The organism is Providencia sp. AGC89 (assembly GCF_053543535.1).
In genome coordinates, this window is the sequence record NZ_JBIXLP010000072.1 from 1 (window position 1) to 25,071 (window position 25,071).

A 25,071-nucleotide genomic window follows, 5' to 3' on the forward strand; every position below is an offset into this window, starting at 1 on the left:
ATAATTTGCACATTGAACTCCTTTGTGAAGTCGATGAACAGTGGTCTTTTGTGGCTAATAAGAAACAACAACGCTGGCTTTGGTATGCCTGGGAACCTCGCCTAAAACGGATTATTGCTCATACGTTTGGTCGTCGAAACAAGAGAACTCTTCGCCAGTTACTGGCTTTACTGTCTCGGTTTAATGTGGCTTTTTGGTGCACGGATAAGTTCAGTGCTTATGAGATATTACCTAAACAAAAACACGTAGCAAGTAAGTTTTATACCCAACGAATAGAAAGAGAGAATTTGAATTTAAGAAATCGCTTAAAGCGTCTTAACCGTAAGACGTTAGGTTATTCGAAGTCGCCTGAAATGCATGATAAAATCATCGGCACATTCATAGAGCGGGAGTATTACCTATTGTGATGATCTCTATATTGAATACACGACCAATTTTTGGTTATCTATTTGATAACGAAAAAAATCCGCTTGAAAAATTTTCTGGCTAAAGATGCAATCAAGAGATTGCAGTTCACGTAAACGACCAACTCGAATAAAAAAATTACCAAATTCACTGATATTCACATCACCAAGCGGCAATGCTTGTAGATCACACGCTAAGGCTCGAGACAAATAACGCATCATATTTTCCCGCTCTTGGAGTTCCATGACTTCAACCCATTGTTCATATAAATATACGACAGGGCCGTCATAACCAATGAATTCACGGTAAACACTACGCAAGTTCCCTGCGCTTTGTTTCAATTTTTGAGCAAATGCCTTGGCAAGTAATGCCACGTTAGCGCCAGCTTGTGCACTACGCGCATTTTCTTCATTCAATAATTGCTCATAAAGTGTTTCGAGATATGCTATTTGCTCATTTTTAAACTTTTTGCGATGAATTAATGAAGCAAGCGCCATTAATAAATCACTAGGATCTGGAAAAAATTGCAATAATAAACTGCGTAATTGCCGAGGATTCACTAACTGCTTATTTAGCAGAGCCTCAATTTGGGTAATTTTTCCATCTGCATTGCTATCTAAAATACGCTCAGCAAAGCGCATCCATTCTTCTTCAGGGTCTTTACGAGAACTTCCTCTGCGAATATGGCTTGCCGCTAACATGGCCATTGAGGCATATTCGCTGCTGCTGTCAATGACCCCTAACCCTCGGGTTACCTCGTCACTGTCGTCAGTATTACTCTTCGCTGACGCCCTGCTTTTATCTTGCGTACCAACCGAAAAACGGTTGCTATAGTTCAGTGGCGTTATTGCCATGACTCGCTCATATACTGTTGGAGAAATTGTACCGTGCCATGCAACTGACTATTGTGCTGTGTAATACGCGTTTTTTCTGAAAACTGACGCCCATCCCAAGCTTCGTTTTCATCTAATAAACGCGGTTGGATCAAAAACAACCTTACCATTTTTTGCTGATTAACTGACGAGCTACTAAATAAGCCGCCAACAAAAGGAATATCGCCTAGTCCAGGAATTTTGCTTTCATTTTCAATATATTGTTCACGCGTATAACCACCGATAAGTAAACTGCTGTCTTTCGCGATACGAGCAACAGTATTAATGGTCGTGCGGTTAATCGATGGCAACCCCTCAACACTTGAAGCTTTACCATCACTTCCATGACTTTGTGCACCGTCTTCAATGTTAACTTCCATTTCGACCTGATGACCCGCAGAAATACGAGGCATCACACTGATCATGGTTCCGTAAGTCACTTGCTCTAATGTCGCAATGCGCTCACCTTGTAACTTAGCGTAAAAACTGGTGTTGTTATCGAATAAAGCAGGAATGTTTTCTTGAGTCAGTAAAACAGGACGTGACACAATATGCCCATTTCCCTTTTTACTTAATGCATCAATCTGTAATAAAAAATCTTGGCTATTTGATAGTGTGCTACGGTTAAATGCGACAGCCCCTCGACCCGCTTTAAAGGTGCCAACTTCCCAATTCACCCCCAAGTTGTCTAACTCTGATCGTGTTATGTCAATAATCCACAAAGATAATTCGACTTGTCGACGACGAGTATCTAAGGTCCTAACCAGTTGCCTAACATAGTTAATTTGTTCTTGGCTACCTTTGACAATCAAACTATTGCTATCAGAGTGCGCCACCAGAGAGAGTACATTTCTCCCTGACGAGCTTTTCACTATCACTTGTTTCTGTGATGGAACACTTTCACCAATAGGAGCATCTAATAATTCATCAATTGAATCTTCTACTGAGTTCAATTTGGCTGGCTGAACATTAATCGTTTCTTCAACGGTGTTTCCGTTATCTTTAAATAAAGCCGAAATGACCGTTAACATGCCAGGTACCGTTGTACTTTGGCCGCGCGATGTATAGCTTCGGTCAGTAACTGAGGCATGTTTTAAAGAGATAACCACAACCTCACTGCCCACTTGTTCTTCTTGTTGAATCTGCTTATCTAAATACAGTGCCGCAGCCTTAATTAGCTCAACATATAAAGGCGGCCCCGAAACAAACAATAAGCTATCACCTCCTTGAGAACGAACAGGAAAGCGTTCATCATAAATGCCATTACGTTGAATATAATTGAGAACCTGCCCACTACTAACACCATGAGTCGGTATAATCGTACTGCGCATTTCACTATTATCGTAAACATAAATACTGGCACCATCGTCATACCACACTAATGCAATACGGCGAGTTAATGCTTTAAACATCTCATCCGCATTGGCTAGATTAAAATTGCCCGTTACTTTTTTCTGTGCCGCTAATTTACTTAAAATAATAGGCTTGTTTAATTGCTCAGCGACCGCCTCAAAAACTTTGCCAACAGCAATATTATTTGCAACAAATGTGTCATGGTTTTTTTCTTGAGCTACCGGTTGTGCAACAAAAATTTCAGACTGAGCTGAATAACCACTCATCGATAATAAAAGGAGTGCCAGTAATACCACTCCTCTTTTGTTATTGCTCATATAAATTGTCTCCAAGATGTCTTATTTCTGAAGGGGTAAGTCCCAACTCTTTTTTAAGATCATTGGTGAAGTGTGAGGCAGAGCAGTAACCCGCTTCTAATCCCACATCCAAAATTGAGCTTTCACTTTCAATTAATTGCAAAATAGCGTTTGCCATGCGAACACTCATAATCTTTCGCTTCGCTGTTTTATTAAAGTTTTCTCGATAAAGCTGTCTAAAATAAGAGGCTGAAACTCCATAACGAGCACAAAGCTGATTAATATTGGCATTTTTATCACTCTGCGCTGCAGAAAGAATAAATCGCATCATTCCGTAGGCTTCATATTTACGCAATATATTGCACCAAAACTCAAATTCAGGTTGCTCTCTAATGACTAAATCGATGACAACATTTTTAACTGATATGGTTGTAAAAAACTCTTCATCCAATGGAATATATTCTTGTACTATTTCATTACTAGAACCACATTTCGCTTTCTTAGAAAGGAAAGATTGCTTTGTTGCAGTATCAATAACAGCAAGAATTTCAACTAACTCTGATAACTCTATTGAGTAAATATCCCAGTTTGGGTTGTTATTAGTACTCAACACTGCATCATTGGCGATAAATATAGCGTTTTTTTCAAATTGAATATTTAAGTTTGAATATGGAGATTTATAACAAAAAGTCGCTGCTCCCTCAGAGGGAACTGCCAAAATCAGTTTATCCTGCAAAGAAAAACAGAGATCCCCATGTTTCAATAATGCAGCAATGTCTTTCTTTAGCATTATATAAGCCCTTTCTATTGATTAATATTTAGAATCAGGGTGCGGGATGCTCGCACAAAACACAAAGGAATAAAGCAGAATACTTCATACTTTGCCTCCTCACCCCTTAGTGTAAATGAATAAGATCTATTCAGCTGACTGAATAATATTTTCACTGTTTAATACGTTTAAATAATTTTATTGAGATTACATGTATGACAGACATAAATAACCGCACTTACATTATGAGGATCGCCAGTGGTGAAATGTGCGATCAGGAAATAATAATAAATTTAGATGCTAACTTGATTATTATTGGTGAGGATAATGATTATAAAACTAATATTTCTGATGAAGGGTTCACGAGTTACTCGATACCCAGCCATCAGGAAGCTTTTACCTTCTCAATCATTTCCTATGAAGACCAGATCGCGATTGACCTTCATACTAAAAATCAAAGTAAAATCATCCCAATCAATCTGCATGAGACTGTTTTAAAAGAGCTATTTCCTTTTGCGATTAAACGTATCGATACACCTTGGGAGCTCCCTCTTATGGAGGAAACTATTCCAGACAGTACTATTAAAACAGAAAAAATGAGGCATAAATTTAAAAAATCGCCATACGCCAGCAAAATAATAATCGGTATATCAATAATCACACTGGCATTTATCGGTTTCATGTCTATTCCCTATAATTCCGAAACAACAAAAACAATAGTAGAGAAAAAAAGACACGCTATTGAAGAGTTGATTAATGGAAACCATTACCCAGTCGTGGTCACTGAAGGCAAAAAAGATGAAATGCTGGTTTTAGTTAAAACTCAAAGGGATTTGGATTGGAGCATGCAACGTTTATTAAAATCTAAGTATCGAAACCAATTTAAAATTAATAAAATCAGTCATATCGAATATGAAATAGAAAATAAACTAGCAGAATTCATTCCTAATCTGTTAAAAATAAACATTGATAACCCATGTAACCCTACTATAAAACTATTAAATGGAAAAATATCAAGTAAAGAAACCGAATTTATTAACCAAACATTTTCAAGTTATTTTCAATGTTATAGTAAAAGTGAATTTAAAAATCTAAGCATCGCTGAATTAATAAAAAAATCCGAACTAGGATTAACAGAAAGTAATGTTCAATGGCATAAAATAACTGAAAACAATAAAACAATTTTTATTATTAAAGATAGCTTGAATGATAAACAAACTATTTCATTAATAACTTTTGCAAGTTCGTTTTATCAGCAATGGGGAGAAAGACAAATTCAATTTTCTATTTCATTAGCCAATAATGAATTAACAGGCAAGTCTTTTATCACAAAATCCAATGGTTATATTTTATTAGGTAACAACCATTGGTTATTCAATTCAAATAGATTTTAATATTAACAAAAAAGAGGAAATATTATGTCAACTAATGGTATGGCTGTAGATGCAAAGGGTAATTCAACTACGGGAGAATGGGTCTCATCGACTTTCGAAACCACCGACCCTATAAATAGTAAATATGGGATGATGTACCGTGCTTCCGCTGGCGTCAGTGCAAGAACAAAAGTGATTGCAGACGAATTACATACTATGCTTAATGATGGCAATCTTGAAGTAGATAACCCACTAGTGCTCGGTAAAATTACCGCATTAAGTGGTAACTATAATATGGCACGTCAATTACAAAGCAACGTCATGAAATCAATTAAAGACGCCGCTCAAGCAATCATTCGTAACGTTTAATAAGCATATAAGGGGCTGTTATGTACAGTACCCTTATTTTCTATAGGATAAATTTATGATTACCCCAATATCACTTTCTACATTGCCTAATATTACCGATGATATTAAAACAGCAGTACCGATAGGTTCATTTGAAGACAAAATAAAACAATTATTTTCAGAATATACAGCAGCAGTTAGTAATGAAAAAGCCAATTTAATTAATCAAGCTAATAATACAGATGTCAGTAATCCAACTAAATTACTTGAAATTCAAAATCAAGTCGGTAATTACAATTTAGCCATGAGCATGGTGAGTACACTAACACATAAAAGTGTTTCCGCGATTGATACGGTATTAAAAGCACAATAAGCCATGAATATTTTAAAGAAACTACTGTTAATTAGCTTTGTAGGTTTATTACTGGGGTGTGATAACCAATTACTACTCAGTAACTTAAGCCAACGGCAAAGCAACGAGGTGCTAGCGATCTTGCAGGAGCATGGCGTTGAAGCTCACCGTAAACACGATAATAAAACGGGAGACTCCATTCGAGTTTCCCCCGACAACTTCGTGATTGCTGTCGACTTATTGCGCCAGTATAACTTGCCATCAAAAGACCCAGTCGAAATTATCCAAGCCTTTCCTGGTGATTCACTGGTCGCTTCTCCGCAAGCAGAGCGAACACGTTTACTTTCTTTGATTGAACAACGCCTTGAACAATCATTACTGTCTATTCCACAAGTCGTCAATGCCAGAGTACATGTCAGCTACCCATTAAATGGCAATGGTTCGGCTAAACAAGTACAAAAAATATCAAGTCTGGTGACATATTCAGGGAATGAAGACCCCAAGATGATGATGAATAAGATCAAACTGTTTTTAAACAGTAGCTTTGCAGAAACCACTTACGATAATGTTTCTGTGGTGATTGTTAACCGACCACCATTGCAATACCAAATTAAATCAGAACCGACAGGTTTAATTAACCCAATCATTCTGGGTGCCATTATTAGCATTATCGTTTTATTGTTTGGCTTATTAGTTTTTATCTGGAAGCGCCAAGCAAATAAAAAAGCCCCCATAAAAATGGTTGAGAATGCGCCCAATGCAGAGACTAAATAAACTCCTTATTCAACAGCAAGATATTTTTCTTGCACCTGGTAGCTATTTCCACTCAGAATTTAATGGTGATTTTTATCATCAATTACCCGTTTTATTACAGGAGCAGCATAACCAAAAGTTGATAGAACAATACGCATTACCCAGCGCAAACCCTCGTACTCCCTTATTACCTAACGTACTATCCATACACTGGAAGCAATTACCCATTGTGGCAGTGCACATTGGAGGGGTAATGCAAACTGAGTCTCAGCAACAATCAAGGAAATTACCAAATAGTGAAACATTACGCCGATATTTCCGCAGGCCATTAAATGCCCAAGATATATTAAACAATAATGCACCTACCGCATTAATTGCATTAGGTGCTGCAAAGGTTTTATCGAGTTTAGCCCCTTTTGGCAGCGCTTATATCCTACGTGCTAAGTATATGTTTAATCGTGAAATTCAGCAAATGATCCCAGCACATAGAGAAACAATGTTGCCTTGGAATATCATTGAAGAAATATGCCATTATATTAATAGAAACAAAAACAATGAAAATACCGCCATCAGTTAAAGAGACTTCACAAGAAAGAGTGTTAATTAAAAAACGAGCTTTAAGTGCCTCTCAATACCAAAAAAATGTAATTCAATATGCTCAATCTAAGGCAAATGATTACTACCAGCAGGCAGTAAGTGAAAAAGAAAGCATATACCAAACCGCTTATCAGCAAGGTTATAATGATGGTGCTAAACAATTACTTGCCGATTTCATTGAAAGCCTTAATAACAGCGAAATCGCATTACAAAAACGACTTAGCCAAAGTGCAGAACAACTTGAAACGTTACTCGTTAAATTGTTTAGTGACCCACGCATAAAGGATATTGTGGCAGATTATTTTCTTCATCAACAGGAAAACCCTTGTAATATAAACCTACACCTTCCTGCTGATATGCAACCCTTTTTGAAAGAGCAGCATTCTGGAATACAAGTTCAAACAAATACAAGTAGCGCAACCATTGCATTAGAGGTAGATAATAAAATTTGTTATTTTTCGCCATCAATTGCTGCCAAAAATACGTTACCGCAAATTTTTTCTGTCGCTAACCGCTGCCTAATTATAGAAAAACGGAAAAAAGCGTATCAAGCGCTAATTACATTATTGAACATTCATCGAGGCGAACATGACTCTATTAGTAAATAATCTAAACTCATCACCACTGTTGACGTTAACGCCAGAACTTACTTTGTCATCGAAGCAAGACATTCAACAAAAAATGACAGCGGCGTCAAACCCAACCTCTTCATATACTTTAAATGATAAAAAAACTACGGCTATCCCCATGTCATCGGAGGCAAAAATGAAAATTGATCTTTTCATTAATCAATTAGAACAAAAAGATAGCGAGAAAGAGTTCTTTGCCTACTTTTTTAAGACCATGATCCACTTAAGTAAAAATGAAAAAGAAGAGTTTATTGCTGGAGCTTCTCAAGCCCTTTCATCACGCCCAGATGAAAAAGTCCCGTCACTTAGTGACCGATTTAATAAAGCTTTAAAGCGTTATATCTCAATCAGCCTGATGAGTGCACCTATATCAGAACAACTAAACCGTAATATTGGTCAGATAAAATTAGAAACTGATGATGAGGATGATGTTGAGATCATTTAATTTTACCGCCCCCATCAATTTCAATTGTTGGGGGTATTATCAATCATTAATAAATTTCGTCTTAATTTTTAATAAAAAACATACGACCTGAACTCGCCCAACAAAAAAATAAAAAATATCACTATTTTTTTGATATATATCCCCACCATAAATGCCTTAAATTTACCCTGTTGTCATAATATGTCTTAATATAAAAAAACGACCTTATTTTTATGTAACATCATTTTTTTATATTGAAGCATATATTATCGCTAGTTAGGGTAGATATGACTTATTATCAATTTATTAATTATGGAAAAATGTATGAGTAGTGTTGATTACAATGAAATCGAGCCAACGGTCTTATTAGCTGAACAAGTCGTTTATGACCCATTAAAAAGAACCCTTTCACGAGGGAAAATATCCGCTAATCTTACCGAAAACGAGTCTTGTTTATTAAAAATATTATTAACTAAGACAAGCAACAAGAGAGAAGTTATGTATGAAATTTGGGAGAAAAGAGGAACTATTGTGACTGAAAGTAGCTATTACAAGCTAGTTAGGCAATTACGCCAATCTTTTAAAAAGGTTGAGTTAGACGAAAATTTGATTATGACCTTACCTAGAATTGGCATTTTATATACTGGGGAAAAATCAGAGATGCCTATTTTATCAAAATACAATTTAGGAAACACATTATATTCTTATATTAAATGTTTCTTCCAGAAAGTCTTTGTCCGTTCATTCCAATAAGTTGAGTTATTATCATGCTAATTATTAAAGCATTAAGAAAAGCATATAAGTCTTTGTTACCTATATTATTTATTAGCACATTGTTAGGCTGTAGCTATTTTCCTAAAAACTTTCTAAGCAACACAGACCACCAATTACAAGGGGAGATTTATTCACAGTCAATCATTCCTGAAAATTCAGAAATTACTTTATCTATCAGCCCAATAGATACATTAGCATCACCAAAAGAGAGTTTATTAAACTATCAACTACACACCAATGAAGCGAGCAAGGTCATTAGTTTCAAACTCGATTTACTTGAGGAGCTTGTTAATAATGCTCCAAATTTAGGCATTAGCATCCGAGTTGAAAAAAATGGTGAGTTAATCTTGATGAGCAATAAAGTAACAGAATTACCTAGGAATTTGTCAGAAAAAATCACACTTTCAGTATCATCAACAAAATAAGTATATAAATAATAATTCAATTAAAATTCCGTGACGAGTTTATACAAAAATCAATATCATTAATGAAATAACCGCTCAAATAAAACCATAAAATAAATTAATTATCACTCTATGACGTTTATTTTAGCCCCAAGGATGGAGCTAGGTATTTCCATTGAAATACACCATAAACATATTCTTAATTTATTCTATTCGGAGCTATTTGATGAAAACCGGAGCACGGGCCCCTATTCCTAAACATTACAAAATAATAACTTGGCTAAATATTATTAGCCAAATTAGTTTTCCTTTGGCCTGTACCTTCACCCCGATTATGGCGAGTAGTTCAAATAACAATAACGTTAAATGGTTGCCAAACACCGCCTCTCTAAACTACCGTCAAACCCAACCCTATGTTTTAAAAGAGGGAGAAAGCACGGCGACCATCGCTAAACACTATAATATGTCCGTGGATTCACTAAGGAAATTGAATCAATTCCGTACCTTCGCCCATTCATTTGAACAATTAAAGCCGGGTGATGAATTAGATATCCCCATGGCTCCCCTCCCAACAATCCAGTGGGATGATATAAAACAGCCCCAACCGGCAGCAACGCCAACCCCCGAAGAAATGAAGTTCGCTCAATTCACCACTCAAGCGGGTAAATTTCTCTCAAATAAACCCAGTGTAGATTCAGCCGAAAAGCTAGCTCGCAATATGGCGATGTCAACAGCAAGTGATTCTATTCAACAATGGCTAAATCGAACTGGCAACGCTCAAGTTCGGCTCAAGGCAGACAAGGATTTTTCACTCAGCAAGATTCACGCATTGGCCTCAACATTAACTATTATTTAGGAAAAACGTGAAAACAACATATTGACTCAGAAGCTGTTAGTAAGCTTCGTTCATTAGTTGGCAGTCGCTACGATTTTGTTAACCGAAATAATAATATCATTCTACAATATCAAAAAAGTGATGTGATCCACCTGTCATTCACTGATGTTATCACTGGTTTTGCGGGAGAGAAAAAACCTTTACCTTTCAATGTGAATAGCAAGAATGGCTTCGATCACGTCAAATCGTCAGCCCCTCAAGTCGTTGCAGCCGTCGGTCAAATTATTGATGAAAAAAATGGCAAATACAGCATCATAAAGCCCGACTATAAATTTGAAGTTAATAAAGATGATAGCAATAATAAATGTAAAGCGAATTTGGATATCTTTAGAAACCCGCGACATTTTATGATCCAGCCAATCACTAAACTGGATATAGGCAGTAAAAAATTACTGACGCCACTGCGTATTAACCATACCGTTGAACACGTCAAAAATAATGCAGATAATGTTGATTTTCATAACTATTTTGAATTTACCACGTCAGAACGATATAAATTCAATAGTATCGAGAGAAAATACTCTGTACTAAGTAATTGTTTACGCAGTGAGTATGGAACGGGGAATCTAAAAACTCATTTGAAATTTGGTGATAAATCAGCAACTGTTAACGAAATAGAGTTTTATTGGGAAGGAGGAAACCGATATCCTCATAAACCTAGTATTTAAATAACAACTTGATTTAACCACTAAGCCAGTTGCTAAACTCAACTGGCTTTTTATTGAGTCTCACTGCGTTTTCCCTTCGCATATCAAAGGAAAATCATCTGCTGAACTTTCAACCGCACGCTTAGCTAGGCTCTCCAAGGAAGCAAATAATTGCTGCGCTTCCAGTTCAGATAGATCAGCGGCTAAGTAGTCATTCCACTTATCTAACTTATCATTCAATTCACCCACGATAGTGTGACCAAGTGGCGTCAACGATATATGGTAAGCCCGTTTATCAGTTTGGCTATTGGTTTTCACTATCCAGCCTTTGTCTAAAAACTTACCGATCCCTCGCGTTGTTACCGATTTATCCACCACCATCGCTTTCGAAATTTGTTCTAGTGTAGAGGCATCATATTGATGAACATGTAAAATCATCAAACATTCAATCGCATTGAGCCCATAAGGCTCCCCCATCCATTTCATATAATGGTGAGCCGCTCGACTGATCACCCCAAATACCCGAGCCTGTTCTGTACGCATAAAACCCTCTTTAGTTGATTTTATCAACTAATTAGTCGATAATCACACCGCAATTGGTTGATTTTATCAACTACTAACCCATTTAACACGCCAAATTTATCGATAATCTATGCCACATAATACAAATTTACTGCTTCGCTTAGGGTTTAACCCTATGCGCTTTCGTTTTGCTATCATTACCGCTTGCGCATCGATTGCCGCCCTTTTTATTGCACAATATTTACAACTTGTTCACCCACAATGGGCCGCTATGACCGTCTGGGCCTCAGCACAACCTTGGCGTGAAAACCTACTGGAAAAAAGTTGGTGGCGTTTCGCGGGAACCGTGATAGGCGTATTAGCTGGGGTGGTATTAATTCAACTACATCTCATCAACCCCTTATTGTTTATCGTAGGATTAGCTATGTGGTTAGGTGCATGTAGTGGCATAGGCCAACTACAAAAAGGCTTCGTGGCCTATGGCACCTTTTTGGCAGGTTACTCTGCGGTGATGGTCAGTATGCTCAGTGTTCACAGCACCGATGACTTGTTTATGGTAGCTTGGGATAGATTGTGGACAATCCTTGTCGGAGTGCTTTCAGCGGTGGTATTCAATTTTTTGTTTACCCCAAAACGTGAACAAGAACCTGTGATTACCCTTAAAAACCAAATTGATACGCAGTTTTATCAAGTTATGCACCAAGTGATCGAGAAAAAAAAGCCTATCAAACAACAGGATATTGAACAACTGTGGCAGGCAATGGTGAGCTATGAAGATATTTTAGAAGCTAACCGTATTGGCTGGCGTTATCACCGTAAACAGGTCGCCAAAGCACGGCAAAAACTCATTTCCCAAAGCCAGATATTGCTACACTTAGAACAATTTCAATCCATGCCATCTTTCTATTTCCCATCACAGGAGCCCACGGATACCCAATGGAAACATATTTTATCTTTGTGCCCGAATGGTGCGCTCAAAACACTGCTAATCCCCCTTTACTACGCAATGTTAGGTAAATCAATCAAACGCACGAATCAAAATGACCCGCTAAAACTTCATCAAAATAAGATTTCTGCTTGGCATGCTTTTACGCGTTCCTTTGTTACCATAGGTGCCGTGGGGGTTTTGTGGCTATGGACACAATGGCAAGCTTTAGCCTATCTCACACTCGGTCTTTCCGTAATGTTAGCACTGTTTGCTTCTATCGATTACCCAGCAAAGTTTATGAAATACATCTTTACCGGGCAATTTTTTGGCGCGATTGTCGCATTAATTTGCACTTGGTGTTTATGGCCTTTCGCCTCATCATCATGGCAGATGACATTGTTAATCATCCCAGTAATCATCAGTGGCGTTGTGATTTATTCACACAATAAATTAATTCTGATCGCATTTGACTACATCATGGTTTCGCTGATTTTACTACAACCTAGCTACCCATTTCCCCTCACATTTACGCAAAATGTGGGTAATGCCATCGCAGTGGTATCCGGCCCGCTCGTCGCGATGGCGGCTTTTGCTTGGATTTTCCCAACCAACCCTAAAAAACGTTACCAGCAATTAATTCATCTCTCAGAACAGCAATTTAAGCAAGGGATAAATTTGCTATTAAAAGGCAACAAACCCTCAACAACCCAGATAATGCATCGCTTACTTAGCGGGTTATTACTAGCAAGGAAAAATAAACAACCTTTTACCTCTACAATACATTTTTTTGAAATCAACCATGGTATTTGGCTAAATTTATTTATCCTTAACAAAAAATTTGCCCATTCTCCATCCAAGAAACGTGCATTACTTGTCCTTGAAAAACGAATACAGCAAAATCGCTTAGAACCTAATAAGCTAAACCAACTTATTAATCGGTTACAAAACCAAAATAAGCCGATTAAAGAACTTGAACAATTGAAAGAATACTTAATCAAGAAAAACTCAATGCATTGTTTTCTCTCTCCCCCTGAAGGAGGTTAGAGATTAGCGACTAAAAGGGACAATATGATTCTCTGGGCTAGGTTTTAAAAAACAAATCAGTACAAGTACGATGATAGCAATGACGAAAATAAGACTAAATCCATCAATAAACGAGCCAACATATGATTCTCGATTAATTAACGATACTATAGACATAGTATTATTTTCAGTACTTAGCATTTGTTCACCTGTTTGAATAAACGCAGTTTTATGGCCAAAATGCTCATCAAAAGAAATACGTAAATACGTATTCATTAATGCCCCAGCAAGCCCGGGCATTAGTACTCTTGCAATTGAAACATAAGCACCTAAATGCAGCGCAAATTGCGGTTGCATATTCACGACAAATAACGAAATTAACCCGATTAATACTAAACATTCACCAACGGATTGTATGATCATTAACGGAATAAATTCATGTATACGCCATTGGTAATCAATTTGCATACCGAGCAGGCAACTATAACCCATTAATACAACACCAAGCGTCATTAGTAATCGGCCATCAACCCGCTTAGCAAACCAAACGGCAATTGGGCTAAAAATTAAATAAGCGATAAACGCAATATTCGTGACTTCACCAATTTGGAATGGTTTTAACCCCCCCACAGACGATAAAAATGAAGGAATAAATAGGGAATTAGTCAACATTAAGAAACCGTACAAACAAGAAATAATAAAACAAATACACAAATTTCGATTAGCTAACCAATTGGGATGAGCAAAGGTCTGCTCAAAATATAATGCTCGCACGATAAAAATAGTAAACAGTGAAGCACTCCCGATAAGACAAGAAATAATAAAGCCGGAATCCCCCCAACCCAACATCTCACCTTGTACAACACCTATATATAATAAAACCAAACTTAGAATTTTAAGGAGCATTCCTCCCCAATCTGTTTTCTCAAAAAGCCCATAATTTATTTCACTTAGCGGTAATCCTTTCCATGCGAATATGCATATCATTGCAGCAAACAATGCGCATCCCCAATACAGCCACTGCCAGCCAATAACCTCAATAAATGACCCAGAAACACCAACCCCCGCATCCATTCCTAAAGAAACCCTTAAGCTGTAAGCGGCCATGACAATCAACCAGACATTAGGTTGTAAATTTCTTAGTGCTAAAGAAATTGTCATTGGCAAATAAACACCTAAGCTCAAACCAATAATAAAATGAATAACTAGTAATTCTGTAAACCCATAATTTCCTCCAATAATAGGAAAAACAACAAAAACACCCAGTAAAATAGCACTTGTTGCCATCAATATCCTTTCAGCGCCTAAAATAACCATAAACCAAGGGGTTAATGTCATACTGGTTAATTGAGCTGCATTTAAAGCAATGTTTAACCAACTCCCCTCCTGAACACCAAGCGCAAAAACACCCCGTAAATCACCTAATGAAAGGGAAAACATACGAGTAAATAATGTCGATAAAATAGCGCCAAGAAAAACAGAAACTACAGCTAATAAAGGTTTTGTTTCCTTTGCACCGTGAAATAAGCTTAAGAACATCTTATTTACCTTTTCTAGCCATACTTTGTGTATCAATATCCACAACTACTGACATACCTGGACGCAACCTATCTAAATGATTTTGTTCAGATAAAAAACTAATATAAACCGGTATACGTTGAACAACCTTAGTAAAATTCCCACTACTGTTATCCGCGGGAATTAATGCGGATTCCCCACTGCTTTGCGCTCCAATATCGCGCACAACACCTTTAAAAGTGGAATCTGGAAAAGCATCAACCATGATAGATACCGCTTGCCCCGCATAGACATTTTTCAGTTGTGTCTCTTTTAAGTTTGCAATGATATAAGGCTGCTTATTAGGTGTGACAGTAACAATCTCTGTACCGGGTGTAACAAGGCTACCAATATTCAATTTAACTTTATTTAATTGCCCATCAAATGGAGCGGTAATAGTGGCATAAGAAGTTTGAGTCTCCGCTTGTTTTAAATTCGCAAAGGTAATATCCCGTTCTGCGACCCGTATTGATTCTTGCTGGCTTAATATATGTAACGATTGTTTGGCTTGTTCCCATTCCGCTTTCGCTGCTTGTTCTAATTTCATTAAGCGTTGTAGATCTGAATTGGCATCCAAATAATTTTGTTGGGTAATTGCGCCACTTTTAATTAATGCTTTACGTAGCAATGGGCTCCGCTTCATTTGCTGAACTTCAATACTCGCAGCTTGGTAACGGCTAAATAACATTTGAACAGTCAGGTCTTGCTCTTTAATTTCATCCGCTAGATTGCTGAGATTTTGTTGAGCCTTTTGGTAATTAGCTTGCGCTATTTGCTGCTTGAAATGCTCTTCTTGATTATTAATTTCTGCGATAACGTCACCACGCTTAACCAATTGATAATCATCAACTAAAATACGAGAAACATACCCTGTCATACGCGACTTTAAGATAGCTGAATCTGCTTTAATATAAGCATTATTTGATTCTTGGTAACGTTTAGTTCCCTGCCATTGGTCCCAATTCAAGGTTGCAAAAAAGATCAAAAAACCAATGCATAACACACTAAGCCACGGTGTTAAGGAAATGATTCTTTTTGATAATGTTTTAGATTCATTTGTCGTCATTTTATTAACCTCAATGCGGCCTAACAGTATGTTAAGCATTGCCGACTGGATGAATAATATTGATAATCTAACATTGTTAGGTTTATAAAATATGTTAAACTAACATTGTTAGATAATAAAGAACAAAATGAGAATTATTTATGAGAACGCCAAAAATCACACGTTTACAGGTACTTGAAACAGCCTTAACACTGCTTGAAACTGAGGGGATTGAAGGGTTAACCATGCGAAAACTTGCCGATGCCATAGGTATTAAGGCAGCTTCGTTATACTGGCATTTCAGTAATAAACAAGCCTTGCTTGAAGGAATGGCTGATCACATTGTCGCGACAGTGGCGATTAATTTTCAATATAAACAAGATTGGAAAGCGAATCTGATTACGCTCACATCTCAACTAAGAGATGCATTATTACAACATCGAGACGGCGCCCGTGTTTTTGCTGGAACCTATGTTATTTCCGATAACGTATTACGCATTAATAACGCGTTGATTAAAACATTTGTGCAATCAGGGGTTTCTGCCAATCAAGCCGCTAGCAGCACCATGACTGTTTTCTATTTTATTTTAGGTTGCTGTATTGAACAGCAAGCCGCTATTTTTTCTGCTGATAGCGATTTAATTAATAAAGAGTCTGAGTTTAATCAGTTGTCGCAAGACAAATTCCCCTACACATGGGAAGCAAAAGAAATGCTATTTTCTAACAACTACGACCAGCGATTTATTGATGGGCTAAATCTTATTATCAATGGGTTAGAGAAAATAAGCACCAAAGGCTAACAAACTCTCAGTATTCTAGAGCTTATTTAAGGCCTAGTCGTTTTGCTAATCGGTGTAAGTTGGCAATATCTAAAGAGAGCTCCCTTGCACAAGCAGACCAGTTTTGATGGTTTTGCTCTAATACCTGTGTGATCAGTTTGCGCTGAAAATCATCTGTCGCATCGCGTAAATTTTTTATCGTTGGAATTGCTAATGGAGCCGTAGTTGTTAATTCATGGTCATGGTAATCAAATGTGAAATGTTGTGGCTGTAAAATAATATCGCCAGTCTCACTTGATGCACGAGTCAAAACTATCGCACGATGTATCGCATGCTCTAGTTCACGGACATTGCCCGGCCATGAATAGTTAAGTAAATACTGCTGCAATGGCGAACTCAATACCACACTAGACAACCCAAATCGCAGCCGATACTGTTCACAAAAATAGCCTGCTAATAACATAATATCTTCGCCGCGCTCTTTTAGAGGCGGCACAAATAATGGGAATACACTTAAACGATGAAATAAATCTGCACGGAACCTTCCTGCCAAAACTTCTTCACGTAAATCTCTGTTCGTTGCAGCTAATACACGCACATTTACCCGTAAACTACTGTCATCCCCCACTCTTTGTATATCACCATATTGTAAAACTCGCAGTAATTTAGCTTGCAATGATGGTGACAATTCACCAATTTCATCTAAGAATAGAGTGCCATTATCGGCCATTTCAAATTTGCCCCTGCGGTGGGTAATTGCCCCCGTAAAAGCCCCCTTTACATGCCCAAATAATTCACTTTCTGCAACACTTTCTGGTAATGCCGCACAATTTAAATAAATTAATGGATGGTCAGCACGAAGGGATTTTTCATGGATGGATTTTACAACGAGTTCTTTGCCTGTTCCGGTTTCTCCCCCCACTAAAACATTTAATTCAGAGGTCGCAACAATCTCAATTTCTTTCTTCAACTGTTGCATACGGATTGATAAACCAATAATTTCAGTCTGACCTGTCGGTTTAAATAAAGCGGGCTGGCTGGGGAGTATATTTTGCTTTTCAAGCTGTTCAATCAGCAATGCATTATTTAATGCTCCTGCGGTTAGTGCGCTAACCAATCTTAACGCTTCATCACTAAATGCATCGAATTGGTCTGGCTCCATACCATCTAACGTCAACGCACCAATTAAATTTTGCCCTGCATACAAAGGTAAGCCGACACAAGCATGAACTTTAAGGTGTTGATGATGCGGTATTAGTCCATCGTAGGGGTCTGGAAGTTGGCTGTCGGCAGGAAAACGTACGACATCTCCGGCCCTTGCAATGGCTTCAAGGCGTGGGTGAGCGTCTAATAAAAACCGCCGCCCTAAAACATCAGGCATTAACCCATCAATAGCCAACGGAATAAATTGACCCGATTCATAACGCAACAAAGCACAGGCGTCACATTTTAGTGATTGCCTTAACGTGGTGATCAGGCGCTGAAAGCGGTCTGAATGCTCGATGCCACTTTGTAACTCTATTGCGATTTTTGCCAAGGCCTCTACGGAAAACCCCATCATGCATCCTTATAGTCAATTTGACTAAAATTATAGTCATAATGACAACTCTAAGTATAGTCATTATGACCTATATTTAATTCTCAAAATACAAAAAACGCATAAAATCAATAAATTATATTATTGGCATGAATATTGATTATGTATCTCTATATACCGAAAATATAGGGAAAATTAAGATGGCTATTCATGTAAAAAATAATATTCAATGGGTTGGGCAACGTGATTGGGAAGTACGAGACTTTCATGGAACTGAATACAAAACACTGAAGGGAAGCAGCTATAATAGCTATTTGATTCGTGAAGGAAAAAATGTACTCATTGATACCGTCGACCATAAATTTAGCCGTGAATTTGTTCGTAATCTCCGTGCACAAATAGATTTAAACACGATTGATTATATTGTGATTAACCATGCAGAGGAAGACCATGCGGGTGCATTGACTGAACTGATGAGCTATATCCCTCGCACTCCTATCTACTGTACCGCCAATGCCATAGACTCAATCAATGGTCACCATCATCACCCAGAGTGGAATTTCCAAATTGTTAAAACCGGTGACACCCTCGATATTGGCAATAATAAGCAATTAATTTTTATTGAAACGCCAATGCTGCATTGGCCAGATAGCATGATGACTTATCTTACTGAAGATGCAGTACTTTTTAGTAACGATGCTTTCGGACAGCATTATTGTGATGAACGCTTGTTTAATGATGAAGTTGACCAAAATGAACTTTTTGAACAATGTCAGCGTTATTACGCCAATATCCTGACGCCATTTAGCCGTCTTGTCACACCAAAAGTGAACGAAATTTTAGGCTTTAACCTACCCGTCGATATGATTGCAACCTCTCATGGTGTTGTATGGCGCGATAACCCAACACAAATTATTGAATTATATTTAAAATGGGCTGCGGACTACCAAGAAGATCGCATTACTATTTTCTACGATACGATGTCTAATAATACGCGTTTAATGGCAGATGCAATTGCCCAAGGCATCAATGAAGCAGATCCGAACGTTGCAGTTAAAATATTCAATGTCGCTCGCAGTGATAAAAATGACATTATTACTCATGTATTTAGGTCTAAAGGTACACTAGTCGGTACCTCAACGATGAATAATGTCATGATGCCTAAAATTGCAGGAATGCTAGAGGAACTTACGGGTTTACGTTTCTTAAATAAAAAAGCCGCGGCTTTTGGTAGTTTTGGGTGGAATGGCGGCGCTGTTGACCGCGTGCAAACTCGTTTAATGGATGCTGGCTTTAATACCGCCTTGTCTTTAAAAGCCAAATGGAAACCAGATACAAAAACGTTAGATGACTGCCGTGCATATGGACGAGATATTGCTCGTCAATGGGCGCTGTCAGCTTAAAACCGACTCACAATAACAACCTCAAGGCTGTATTATTTTTAAAGGACCCCAACATGCAATTAAGAGATAAAACACTCGGACAATTGGCGTTATCTATTCCAAGAGCCTCATCATTTTTTCGCCAATATAATATGGATTTTTGTTGTGGTGGAAAGCAAACACTAAGCCGTTCCGCGGAAAAGTTAAATTTAGATATTGAGCTGTTAGAAAACCAATTAGCTGAATTATCTACAGAGACATTAGAAAAAGATTGGCGAGAAGCACCACTTAGTGAAATTATTGATTTCATTGTTGTTCGTTATCATAACAGGCATAGAGAACAGTTACCCGAGCTCATATTACAAGCGCAAAAAGTAGAACGAGTTCATGCCAACAAACCCACGGTACCCAATGGGTTATCCAAATACTTAGAAGCTCTACTTGAAGAGCTTGCAAGTCATATGATGAAAGAAGAACGTATTTTATTTCCAATGATCAAAAATGGATTAGGGCAAAATGCAGCTGGCCCCATTGGTGTTATGGAGCAAGAACATGATGACGCTGGCGATTTATTAGAAGCGATCAAAAGCATTACTCATAATGTAACGCCACCACCAGAAGCCTGTACGACTTGGCGCGTTTTATATAATGGTATTAATGAACTAATCGATGATTTAATGAACCATATTAATTTAGAAAATAATTTATTATTCCCTAGAGCATTAGCTGGAAATTAAAATTATCGTCATAGCATATCGCTACTCAGCAGTGAGTAGCGATGGTTTTACGACGGCCAAAGCCCCTCAGATTCAATCGCTAACGAAACGATATCATAGGTATTTTTATTCCATTTATTTTCTGTACAAGTGAAAACGAGTTCAGTTGGAGGAACAAAGCCCGTTTTGGCATCAACCCCTTTTGAACCAAAAACAAAGGCGAGCAAAGCCGTAAATGGTGCTGAGTTTACGGCCAAATCAGTGAGATCTAATTTGATTTTTTTTATTTCCTCGTCATTATCAAAATAGCCCGTAGCATAAATATAAATAGTACTTTGTTTTTCTGAGGCGTGGTTAATACTCGGTAATAAGAAATCAATTTTTTTCGCAGTAAATCGATATTGTTTTAACATAGATAATATCCATCTTGATGAGATAATAATTACCACCAATTTAAAAAGTATATCTATATATAATGAATAAGTTTCTTATATTCAAACATATCAATTAACACAAACTATAAAATTATATAACAGCACTGTTATATAATTAAAAAGAGTTACCTAATAAAATAGGTAACTCTTAATTTAGAAATGACTAATGATTTTATTTATAGTGTTGCTTGATTTGTTGCGAAATAGCCAATCCACGCCTTGCTTCTTTTTCCGCGATTTCCACCGATAAACCAATATAGGATCTTGGGTCCAACATGGCTTTGATTTCGTCATCACTGAACGCTGCGGTGATCACACTATTTTTAGTCAGGTTGGTATAAAAATCTTCACCATCAGCTGCCGTCTTAATCGCTTCTTCGTATAACAGTGCGTGAGCTTTATCTTTACCTAATTTTTCTGCCATCTTCATCATGACGTACTCAGTATTATCTAATCCTTTATTTCTAAGTACGTTATGTAGCATTCTGTCCTCATGAGGAACGATGGTTCTAGACAGCTCTTCCGTCCTTAAGAGAATTTCTGTCGTCAATTCTAAAGCTTCTTCTATTAGCCCATCGAATAACATATAGGAACTACTGTCCCCTTCATATGGTCTTACTGCAGAATACATTCCTACACTTGGTAAGGAATAAAGTTTCTGCGAATTAGCAATAATTCCCTTGGCTAATTTTGGGTTAATTTTATGGGGCATCGTACTACTGCCAACGGTACCCTTAGTAAACCCTTCAGAAACTTCCGCTATTTCTTCTAAGGTTGTGCTATAAACTTCTTCGCCGATTTTATGACAAATGTTAGCCATCAGTGCCAAATTCGCCATATATTCTAATTTATGGGTACTGAGGTTTCTTGATGGCACTTCCATCGCTTCCATTCCAGTTAATTCAGCGACTCTTTTTTGCACTGCCATGCCAACTTCTGGCATCGAGTTAAATGCACCAACCGCCCCTCCCATCATAATGGTGAATACGCGTTTTTCACATTCTTGCATGCGCTGATAACAATCAATGAAATCACTGATCCAAACTGAAACCTTATAGCCATAGGTAATCGGAATAGCATGACGCCCATGAGTTCTTCCTGGCATGACCATATGTTTGGTTCTTTCGGCTAAATTCGATAAGTTCTCAATAATTTCGCTCAGCAACAACATAAATTTGTTGTGTACTGTTTTCATCATATACAGCTGTGAACTTTGCTGAATATTCTGCGTAGTAATACCGTAGTGAATGTATTTACCACTTTCTTCTGAGCAGGCGTTCACGAGTACCTTCAAAAAAGGTACAAAGCCATGGCCAATTTTTTGGTAAATACGGTTCATTTCTTCAAAATCAATATTCTCTATAACCGCTTTTTCTTTTATTTCATCTGCCGCAGACTGGGGAATAAACCCCAACTCTGCTTGCGCTTGAGCTAACATTGATTCAAACATTAACCAAGTTTTATATTTCGCTTCATTAGATAGCAGATCTTTTATACCACGGTCATCAATTGTTTTACTTTTAGAATCGTATAATGCTCTCATTTTGTGTCCCTTCTCTATTTCTTCATTGCTTCATCAACAGCATTGCGAACAAACTCAACCTTCGGTCCATAAACAACGTGGACATGGTTTGCCGATGGAAAGAAGAATGCGGTACATCCTGATTCCAACATTAAATCTTTATTGATTTTATTGACTTCTGCGACATCGATACGCATACGGGTAATACAGTTATCTACGTTACGAATATTTTGTTTACCGCCTAAAGCTTCAACCAGAATTTCCGCAATTTCCCCATAACGCTTTTCTTTAATTAATGTATTTTTCAAGTTACTCGATTCTTCACGTCCTGGCGTTTTAATATCAAATTTGATAATCGCCCAGTAGAAGATGAAATAAGTGACAACCGCTAAACAGCTCCCGATGATGACTAAGAATATCCAATTAGTGTGCTCGTACAGCAATCCAAAGATAGTAAAATCGAATACTGTTCCTCGAATATAACCAATAGCGACTCCAGCCAAAGACAGTAATACCGCGCCGATACCTACAATGATGGCGTAAATTAAATACAGTAAAGGTGCAATAAATACGAAAGTAAATTCGAGTGGTTCAGTCACGTTTCCGAGCATCGCAGTTAATACCATCGTAACTAACATGGATTTCACTTCTGCACGGTTTTCTTTTTTCGATGTTTTATAAATCGCTAATGCGATCGCTGGGAACAAGAACAAGGTCACTAACATTTGCTGCTGTGCCATAAAGCGAGTCAAGCTTGGCATCATAGCCCAATATTCACTGTCAGGGCCTTGTTTAAATAAGACTTCTGTTAATGCAGGAACAACACCGACAAAGGTTTGTCCATCAATAACATACGTACCACCCGCTTCTGTAAATCTAAATAATACGTTCCAAACGTGGTGTAAACCAAAAGGAATAAATAAACGCTCACCACCCGCAGTAAAGAACGGACCTACTGGGCTTAAAAAGACGGCTGATAGTTTCATTAATCCCATAACTAACACTTCCCAGATGAAAGGAAGTGTCGCACCAACTATGATCATCAAGCCAATCATAATGATGGAAACAGATTTCTTACCTGAGAAAAATGCAAATGCGGTTGGTAGTTCAAGGTTATAGTATTTTTCGGTTGCCCATGATGCAATTAACCCTGTAATGATCCCCCCCGCAGCACTGATATTTAAGGTTTGTATGCCAAGTACTTTTATCTGCCCCACTTGACTCATGATTGCTGCATCAGCAAGTTTACCTGTTAGAACTAACCAGATATTCATGGTAATCAACAAGGTCAAGTAACCGACTACGGAGGCAAAAACCGCAATCCCCTTATCTCTTTGGTTCATACCATAAGCAACCCCCATGGCGAACAAAAGAGGAATATTATCGAAAATTACCCCTGCAATAGAACGAATACTGATGAGTAATGCGTTAACAGTTTCATTTCCAAGGAATGGAAAACGCGCGATCATATAGGTTTGAACTAACGCGCCACTGATGCCCAATATCATACCAATAGGTGCTAAAACACCGATCGGAAGGAGTAATGTTCTCCCAAAGCGTTGAACAGATTCACCAAACTTTCTTCTGGCCATACTTTTTCCTTATGACTTCTATTATTAGAATTAAAGGCATACTAGCTCGGGGGTTTTATAAAAGAAATGATGTCTCGGTTTTAAAGATTATCTTAGGTCATGATTTATGACCTAGGTCATTTTGAAACGACACTTTTTAAAAGCGTGTTAAGTGAAAATTAAAACTAAGTGGAGCAGTAACTAAAGTAAGCTTTCTAGTTCATTAATCAGTAAATCGACGAGAATAAAAAAACCAATTCTCGATTTTGTGTCATCGCGCTTAGTGTCATAACTATCAGCAAAGCAGAAAAGCGAGTTATCAGTATAGGTGGTTAACTCATTCGTATTAAATGCAGTCATACTAATGATATTCGCCCCTTTTAACTGAACAATTTTAGCCGTTTCAATAATTTTTTTAGTCCCACCAGATAAAGAAATAAATATCACGGTATCATCTTTGCTGACTAACCGAGTGAAGGAATCAGAAAGATTGTAGTCATTGATAAAAAAGCAGTGTAAACCGAGTGCAAAAAGTAAATGCTCAAGGTAGTAGCCAACCGCTTTGCTTGTCCCTCTTGCAACAATAAAAATATTTCTAGAGCCATGCAGAATCTTAGCGCAATCCTTAATTTGTTCTTCATTTATTAAGGTAAAGCTCTTATTAATATTCTTTTCTAACTGTTTTTTATACGATGATATATTTACTTTTTCTATTTTATTTTGTTCTAAAATAGAGTTGTTAATTTGAAACTTAAGCTCTTTGAACCCACTAAACCCTAATTTTTGGGATAAATTAATAATTACCGTTTTTGATACAAAGGTTTTAGCAACTAATTCATTGATATTTAAATAAGGGATATCCGCTATATTATCTGTAAGATATTTTAATACTTTCTTTTCGCTAATGGTTAAATTATCGTAATTTTTCAAAAAATCTAGCATACCCCCTCCTATCAATGTGATGAGTTAACCCATCATATTATTGACCTAAAAATAACTTTAGTCAGTCACATTAAATCAATGTAGGTGCTCAATCCGCCGATTATACGATAGATCATAGTGCGATGGGGGAGTTAAAGAGAGTTTTTTGTGAGTTAGCCCGACAATTTAATGAAAGCAAAAAAATTACCTATCTTTTGCTTAGTATCGATGAATGAACATAAG

Annotated in this window: 26 protein-coding genes and 1 pseudogene; 16 read left to right on the plus strand and 11 right to left on the minus strand. The window is 37.4% G+C overall.

From position 1 onward, the window contains the following. Positions 1 to 407: IS1 family transposase (locus ACIPUA_RS16155; RefSeq protein ID WP_449059346.1), on the plus strand; the 407-nt coding region annotated here is incomplete at its 5' end. Positions 408 to 413: 6 nt separating this feature from the next. Here ACIPUA_RS16155 and sctW read toward each other — a convergent pair. The 3 genes from sctW to ACIPUA_RS16170 are packed head-to-tail and all read right to left on the minus strand — an operon-like array spanning position 414 to position 3,716. After that, a complete protein-coding gene (gene sctW, locus ACIPUA_RS16160; protein ID WP_449059869.1) occupies positions 414 to 1,259 on the minus strand; it encodes a type III secretion system gatekeeper subunit SctW in 846 nt (281 codons plus the stop codon). Next, positions 1,250 to 2,947: a type III secretion system outer membrane ring subunit SctC gene (gene sctC, locus ACIPUA_RS16165; protein ID WP_449059870.1), complete on the minus strand. Its 1,698-nt coding sequence runs from the start codon at positions 2,945 to 2,947 to the stop codon at positions 1,250 to 1,252. Before sctC ends, sctW begins: the two co-directional genes overlap by 10 nt. Further along, positions 2,937 to 3,716, minus strand: a complete 780-nt coding sequence (locus ACIPUA_RS16170; RefSeq protein ID WP_042843339.1) for an AraC family transcriptional regulator — start codon at positions 3,714 to 3,716, stop codon at positions 2,937 to 2,939. Before ACIPUA_RS16170 ends, sctC begins: the two co-directional genes overlap by 11 nt. A gap of 194 nt (positions 3,717 to 3,910) precedes the next feature. Here ACIPUA_RS16170 and ACIPUA_RS16175 point away from each other — a divergent pair, with 194 nt between their 5' ends. From ACIPUA_RS16175 to ACIPUA_RS16225, 11 genes are all read left to right on the plus strand, one after another. After that, the gene (locus ACIPUA_RS16175) at positions 3,911 to 5,089 is read left to right on the plus strand and encodes a PrgH/EprH family type III secretion apparatus protein (protein WP_449059871.1); all 1,179 of its coding nucleotides are present in this window, start codon (positions 3,911 to 3,913) and stop codon (positions 5,087 to 5,089) included. A gap of 24 nt (positions 5,090 to 5,113) precedes the next feature. Then, a complete protein-coding gene (locus tag ACIPUA_RS16180) occupies positions 5,114 to 5,437 on the plus strand; it encodes a type III secretion apparatus needle protein (RefSeq protein ID WP_042843337.1) in 324 nt (107 codons plus the stop codon). Positions 5,438 to 5,492: 55 nt separating this feature from the next. Next, positions 5,493 to 5,789 (plus strand): type III secretion system inner rod subunit SctI, encoded by a 297-nt coding sequence (gene sctI, locus ACIPUA_RS16185; RefSeq protein ID WP_048605523.1) that lies wholly within the window; start codon positions 5,493 to 5,495, stop codon positions 5,787 to 5,789. Positions 5,790 to 5,792: 3 nt separating this feature from the next. After that, on the plus strand, positions 5,793 to 6,542 hold the full coding sequence (gene sctJ, locus ACIPUA_RS16190) for a type III secretion system inner membrane ring lipoprotein SctJ (RefSeq protein ID WP_129466904.1): 750 nt from the start codon (positions 5,793 to 5,795) through the stop codon (positions 6,540 to 6,542). After that, complete coding sequence (locus ACIPUA_RS16195) at positions 6,526 to 7,098, plus strand: hypothetical protein (RefSeq protein ID WP_042844294.1); 573 nt, start codon at positions 6,526 to 6,528, stop codon at positions 7,096 to 7,098. The genes sctJ and ACIPUA_RS16195 overlap by 17 nt, the downstream gene beginning before the upstream one ends. After that, on the plus strand, positions 7,076 to 7,726 hold the full coding sequence (locus ACIPUA_RS16200) for a hypothetical protein (protein ID WP_042843333.1): 651 nt from the start codon (positions 7,076 to 7,078) through the stop codon (positions 7,724 to 7,726). The genes ACIPUA_RS16195 and ACIPUA_RS16200 overlap by 23 nt, the downstream gene beginning before the upstream one ends. Beyond that, complete coding sequence (locus ACIPUA_RS16205) at positions 7,707 to 8,192, plus strand: hypothetical protein (protein ID WP_048605527.1); 486 nt, start codon at positions 7,707 to 7,709, stop codon at positions 8,190 to 8,192. The genes ACIPUA_RS16200 and ACIPUA_RS16205 overlap by 20 nt, the downstream gene beginning before the upstream one ends. A 303-nt stretch (positions 8,193 to 8,495) precedes the next feature. Beyond that, positions 8,496 to 8,924, plus strand: a complete 429-nt coding sequence (locus ACIPUA_RS16210; protein WP_048605529.1) for a winged helix-turn-helix domain-containing protein — start codon at positions 8,496 to 8,498, stop codon at positions 8,922 to 8,924. 14 nt (positions 8,925 to 8,938) lie between these two features. Further along, positions 8,939 to 9,370 carry a hypothetical protein gene (locus ACIPUA_RS16215; RefSeq protein ID WP_042843331.1) on the plus strand — a complete coding sequence of 144 codons (432 nt, stop codon included), beginning with the start codon at positions 8,939 to 8,941 and terminating at the stop codon, positions 9,368 to 9,370. Positions 9,371 to 9,575: 205 nt separating this feature from the next. Continuing rightward, entirely contained in the window at positions 9,576 to 10,205 is a 630-nt protein-coding gene (locus tag ACIPUA_RS16220) for an inverse autotransporter beta-barrel domain-containing protein (protein ID WP_042843330.1), read from the plus strand. 122 nt (positions 10,206 to 10,327) lie between these two features. Next, positions 10,328 to 10,912, plus strand: a complete 585-nt coding sequence (locus ACIPUA_RS16225) for a hypothetical protein (RefSeq protein ID WP_449059872.1) — start codon at positions 10,328 to 10,330, stop codon at positions 10,910 to 10,912. Positions 10,913 to 10,972: 60 nt separating this feature from the next. On the opposite strand, the gene ACIPUA_RS16230 is transcribed toward ACIPUA_RS16225, so the two are convergent. After that, positions 10,973 to 11,434, minus strand: a complete 462-nt coding sequence (locus ACIPUA_RS16230) for a MarR family winged helix-turn-helix transcriptional regulator (protein ID WP_042843327.1) — start codon at positions 11,432 to 11,434, stop codon at positions 10,973 to 10,975. A gap of 109 nt (positions 11,435 to 11,543) precedes the next feature. Here ACIPUA_RS16230 and ACIPUA_RS16235 point away from each other — a divergent pair, with 109 nt between their 5' ends. Continuing rightward, a complete protein-coding gene (locus ACIPUA_RS16235) occupies positions 11,544 to 13,385 on the plus strand; it encodes an FUSC family protein (RefSeq protein ID WP_048605534.1) in 1,842 nt (613 codons plus the stop codon). Between the two features lie 3 nt (positions 13,386 to 13,388). On the opposite strand, the gene ACIPUA_RS16240 is transcribed toward ACIPUA_RS16235, so the two are convergent. After that, complete coding sequence (locus tag ACIPUA_RS16240) at positions 13,389 to 14,903, minus strand: MFS transporter (RefSeq protein WP_042843325.1); 1,515 nt, start codon at positions 14,901 to 14,903, stop codon at positions 13,389 to 13,391. A 1-nt stretch (position 14,904) separates the two neighbouring features. Beyond that, a complete protein-coding gene (locus ACIPUA_RS16245) occupies positions 14,905 to 15,987 on the minus strand; it encodes an HlyD family secretion protein (RefSeq protein ID WP_042843324.1) in 1,083 nt (360 codons plus the stop codon). Between the two features lie 140 nt (positions 15,988 to 16,127). Between ACIPUA_RS16245 and ACIPUA_RS16250 the strand changes: the two genes are divergently transcribed. Continuing rightward, a complete protein-coding gene (locus ACIPUA_RS16250) occupies positions 16,128 to 16,766 on the plus strand; it encodes a TetR/AcrR family transcriptional regulator C-terminal domain-containing protein (RefSeq protein ID WP_071547578.1) in 639 nt (212 codons plus the stop codon). Between the two features lie 22 nt (positions 16,767 to 16,788). On the opposite strand, the gene norR is transcribed toward ACIPUA_RS16250, so the two are convergent. Beyond that, positions 16,789 to 18,303: a nitric oxide reductase transcriptional regulator NorR gene (norR, locus tag ACIPUA_RS16255; RefSeq protein ID WP_042843321.1), complete on the minus strand. Its 1,515-nt coding sequence runs from the start codon at positions 18,301 to 18,303 to the stop codon at positions 16,789 to 16,791. A gap of 179 nt (positions 18,304 to 18,482) precedes the next feature. On the opposite strand from norR, the pseudogene norV reads away from it, so the two are divergent. Both norV and ytfE read left to right on the plus strand, forming a co-directional pair. Further along, positions 18,483 to 19,679, plus strand: a pseudogene (gene norV / locus ACIPUA_RS16260) (anaerobic nitric oxide reductase flavorubredoxin); the annotation flags it as partial. 59 nt (positions 19,680 to 19,738) lie between these two features. After that, complete coding sequence (ytfE, locus tag ACIPUA_RS16265) at positions 19,739 to 20,401, plus strand: iron-sulfur cluster repair protein YtfE (RefSeq protein ID WP_449059873.1); 663 nt, start codon at positions 19,739 to 19,741, stop codon at positions 20,399 to 20,401. A gap of 47 nt (positions 20,402 to 20,448) precedes the next feature. Here the strand turns inward: ytfE and ACIPUA_RS16270 are convergent, their stop codons facing one another. The 4 genes from ACIPUA_RS16270 to ACIPUA_RS16285 form a co-directional block, all read right to left on the minus strand. Continuing rightward, positions 20,449 to 20,793, minus strand: coding sequence for a hypothetical protein (locus ACIPUA_RS16270; protein ID WP_042843316.1), 345 nt, complete (start codon positions 20,791 to 20,793; stop codon positions 20,449 to 20,451). A gap of 193 nt (positions 20,794 to 20,986) precedes the next feature. Continuing rightward, positions 20,987 to 22,357, minus strand: coding sequence for a class-II fumarase/aspartase family protein (locus ACIPUA_RS16275; protein ID WP_042843315.1), 1,371 nt, complete (start codon positions 22,355 to 22,357; stop codon positions 20,987 to 20,989). A 14-nt stretch (positions 22,358 to 22,371) separates the two neighbouring features. Further along, entirely contained in the window at positions 22,372 to 23,928 is a 1,557-nt protein-coding gene (locus ACIPUA_RS16280) for a PTS transporter subunit EIIC (RefSeq protein WP_042843314.1), read from the minus strand. A 180-nt stretch (positions 23,929 to 24,108) separates the two neighbouring features. After that, positions 24,109 to 24,849, minus strand: a complete 741-nt coding sequence (locus tag ACIPUA_RS16285; RefSeq protein ID WP_042843313.1) for a MurR/RpiR family transcriptional regulator — start codon at positions 24,847 to 24,849, stop codon at positions 24,109 to 24,111. Positions 24,850 to 25,071: the final 222 nt, after the last annotated feature.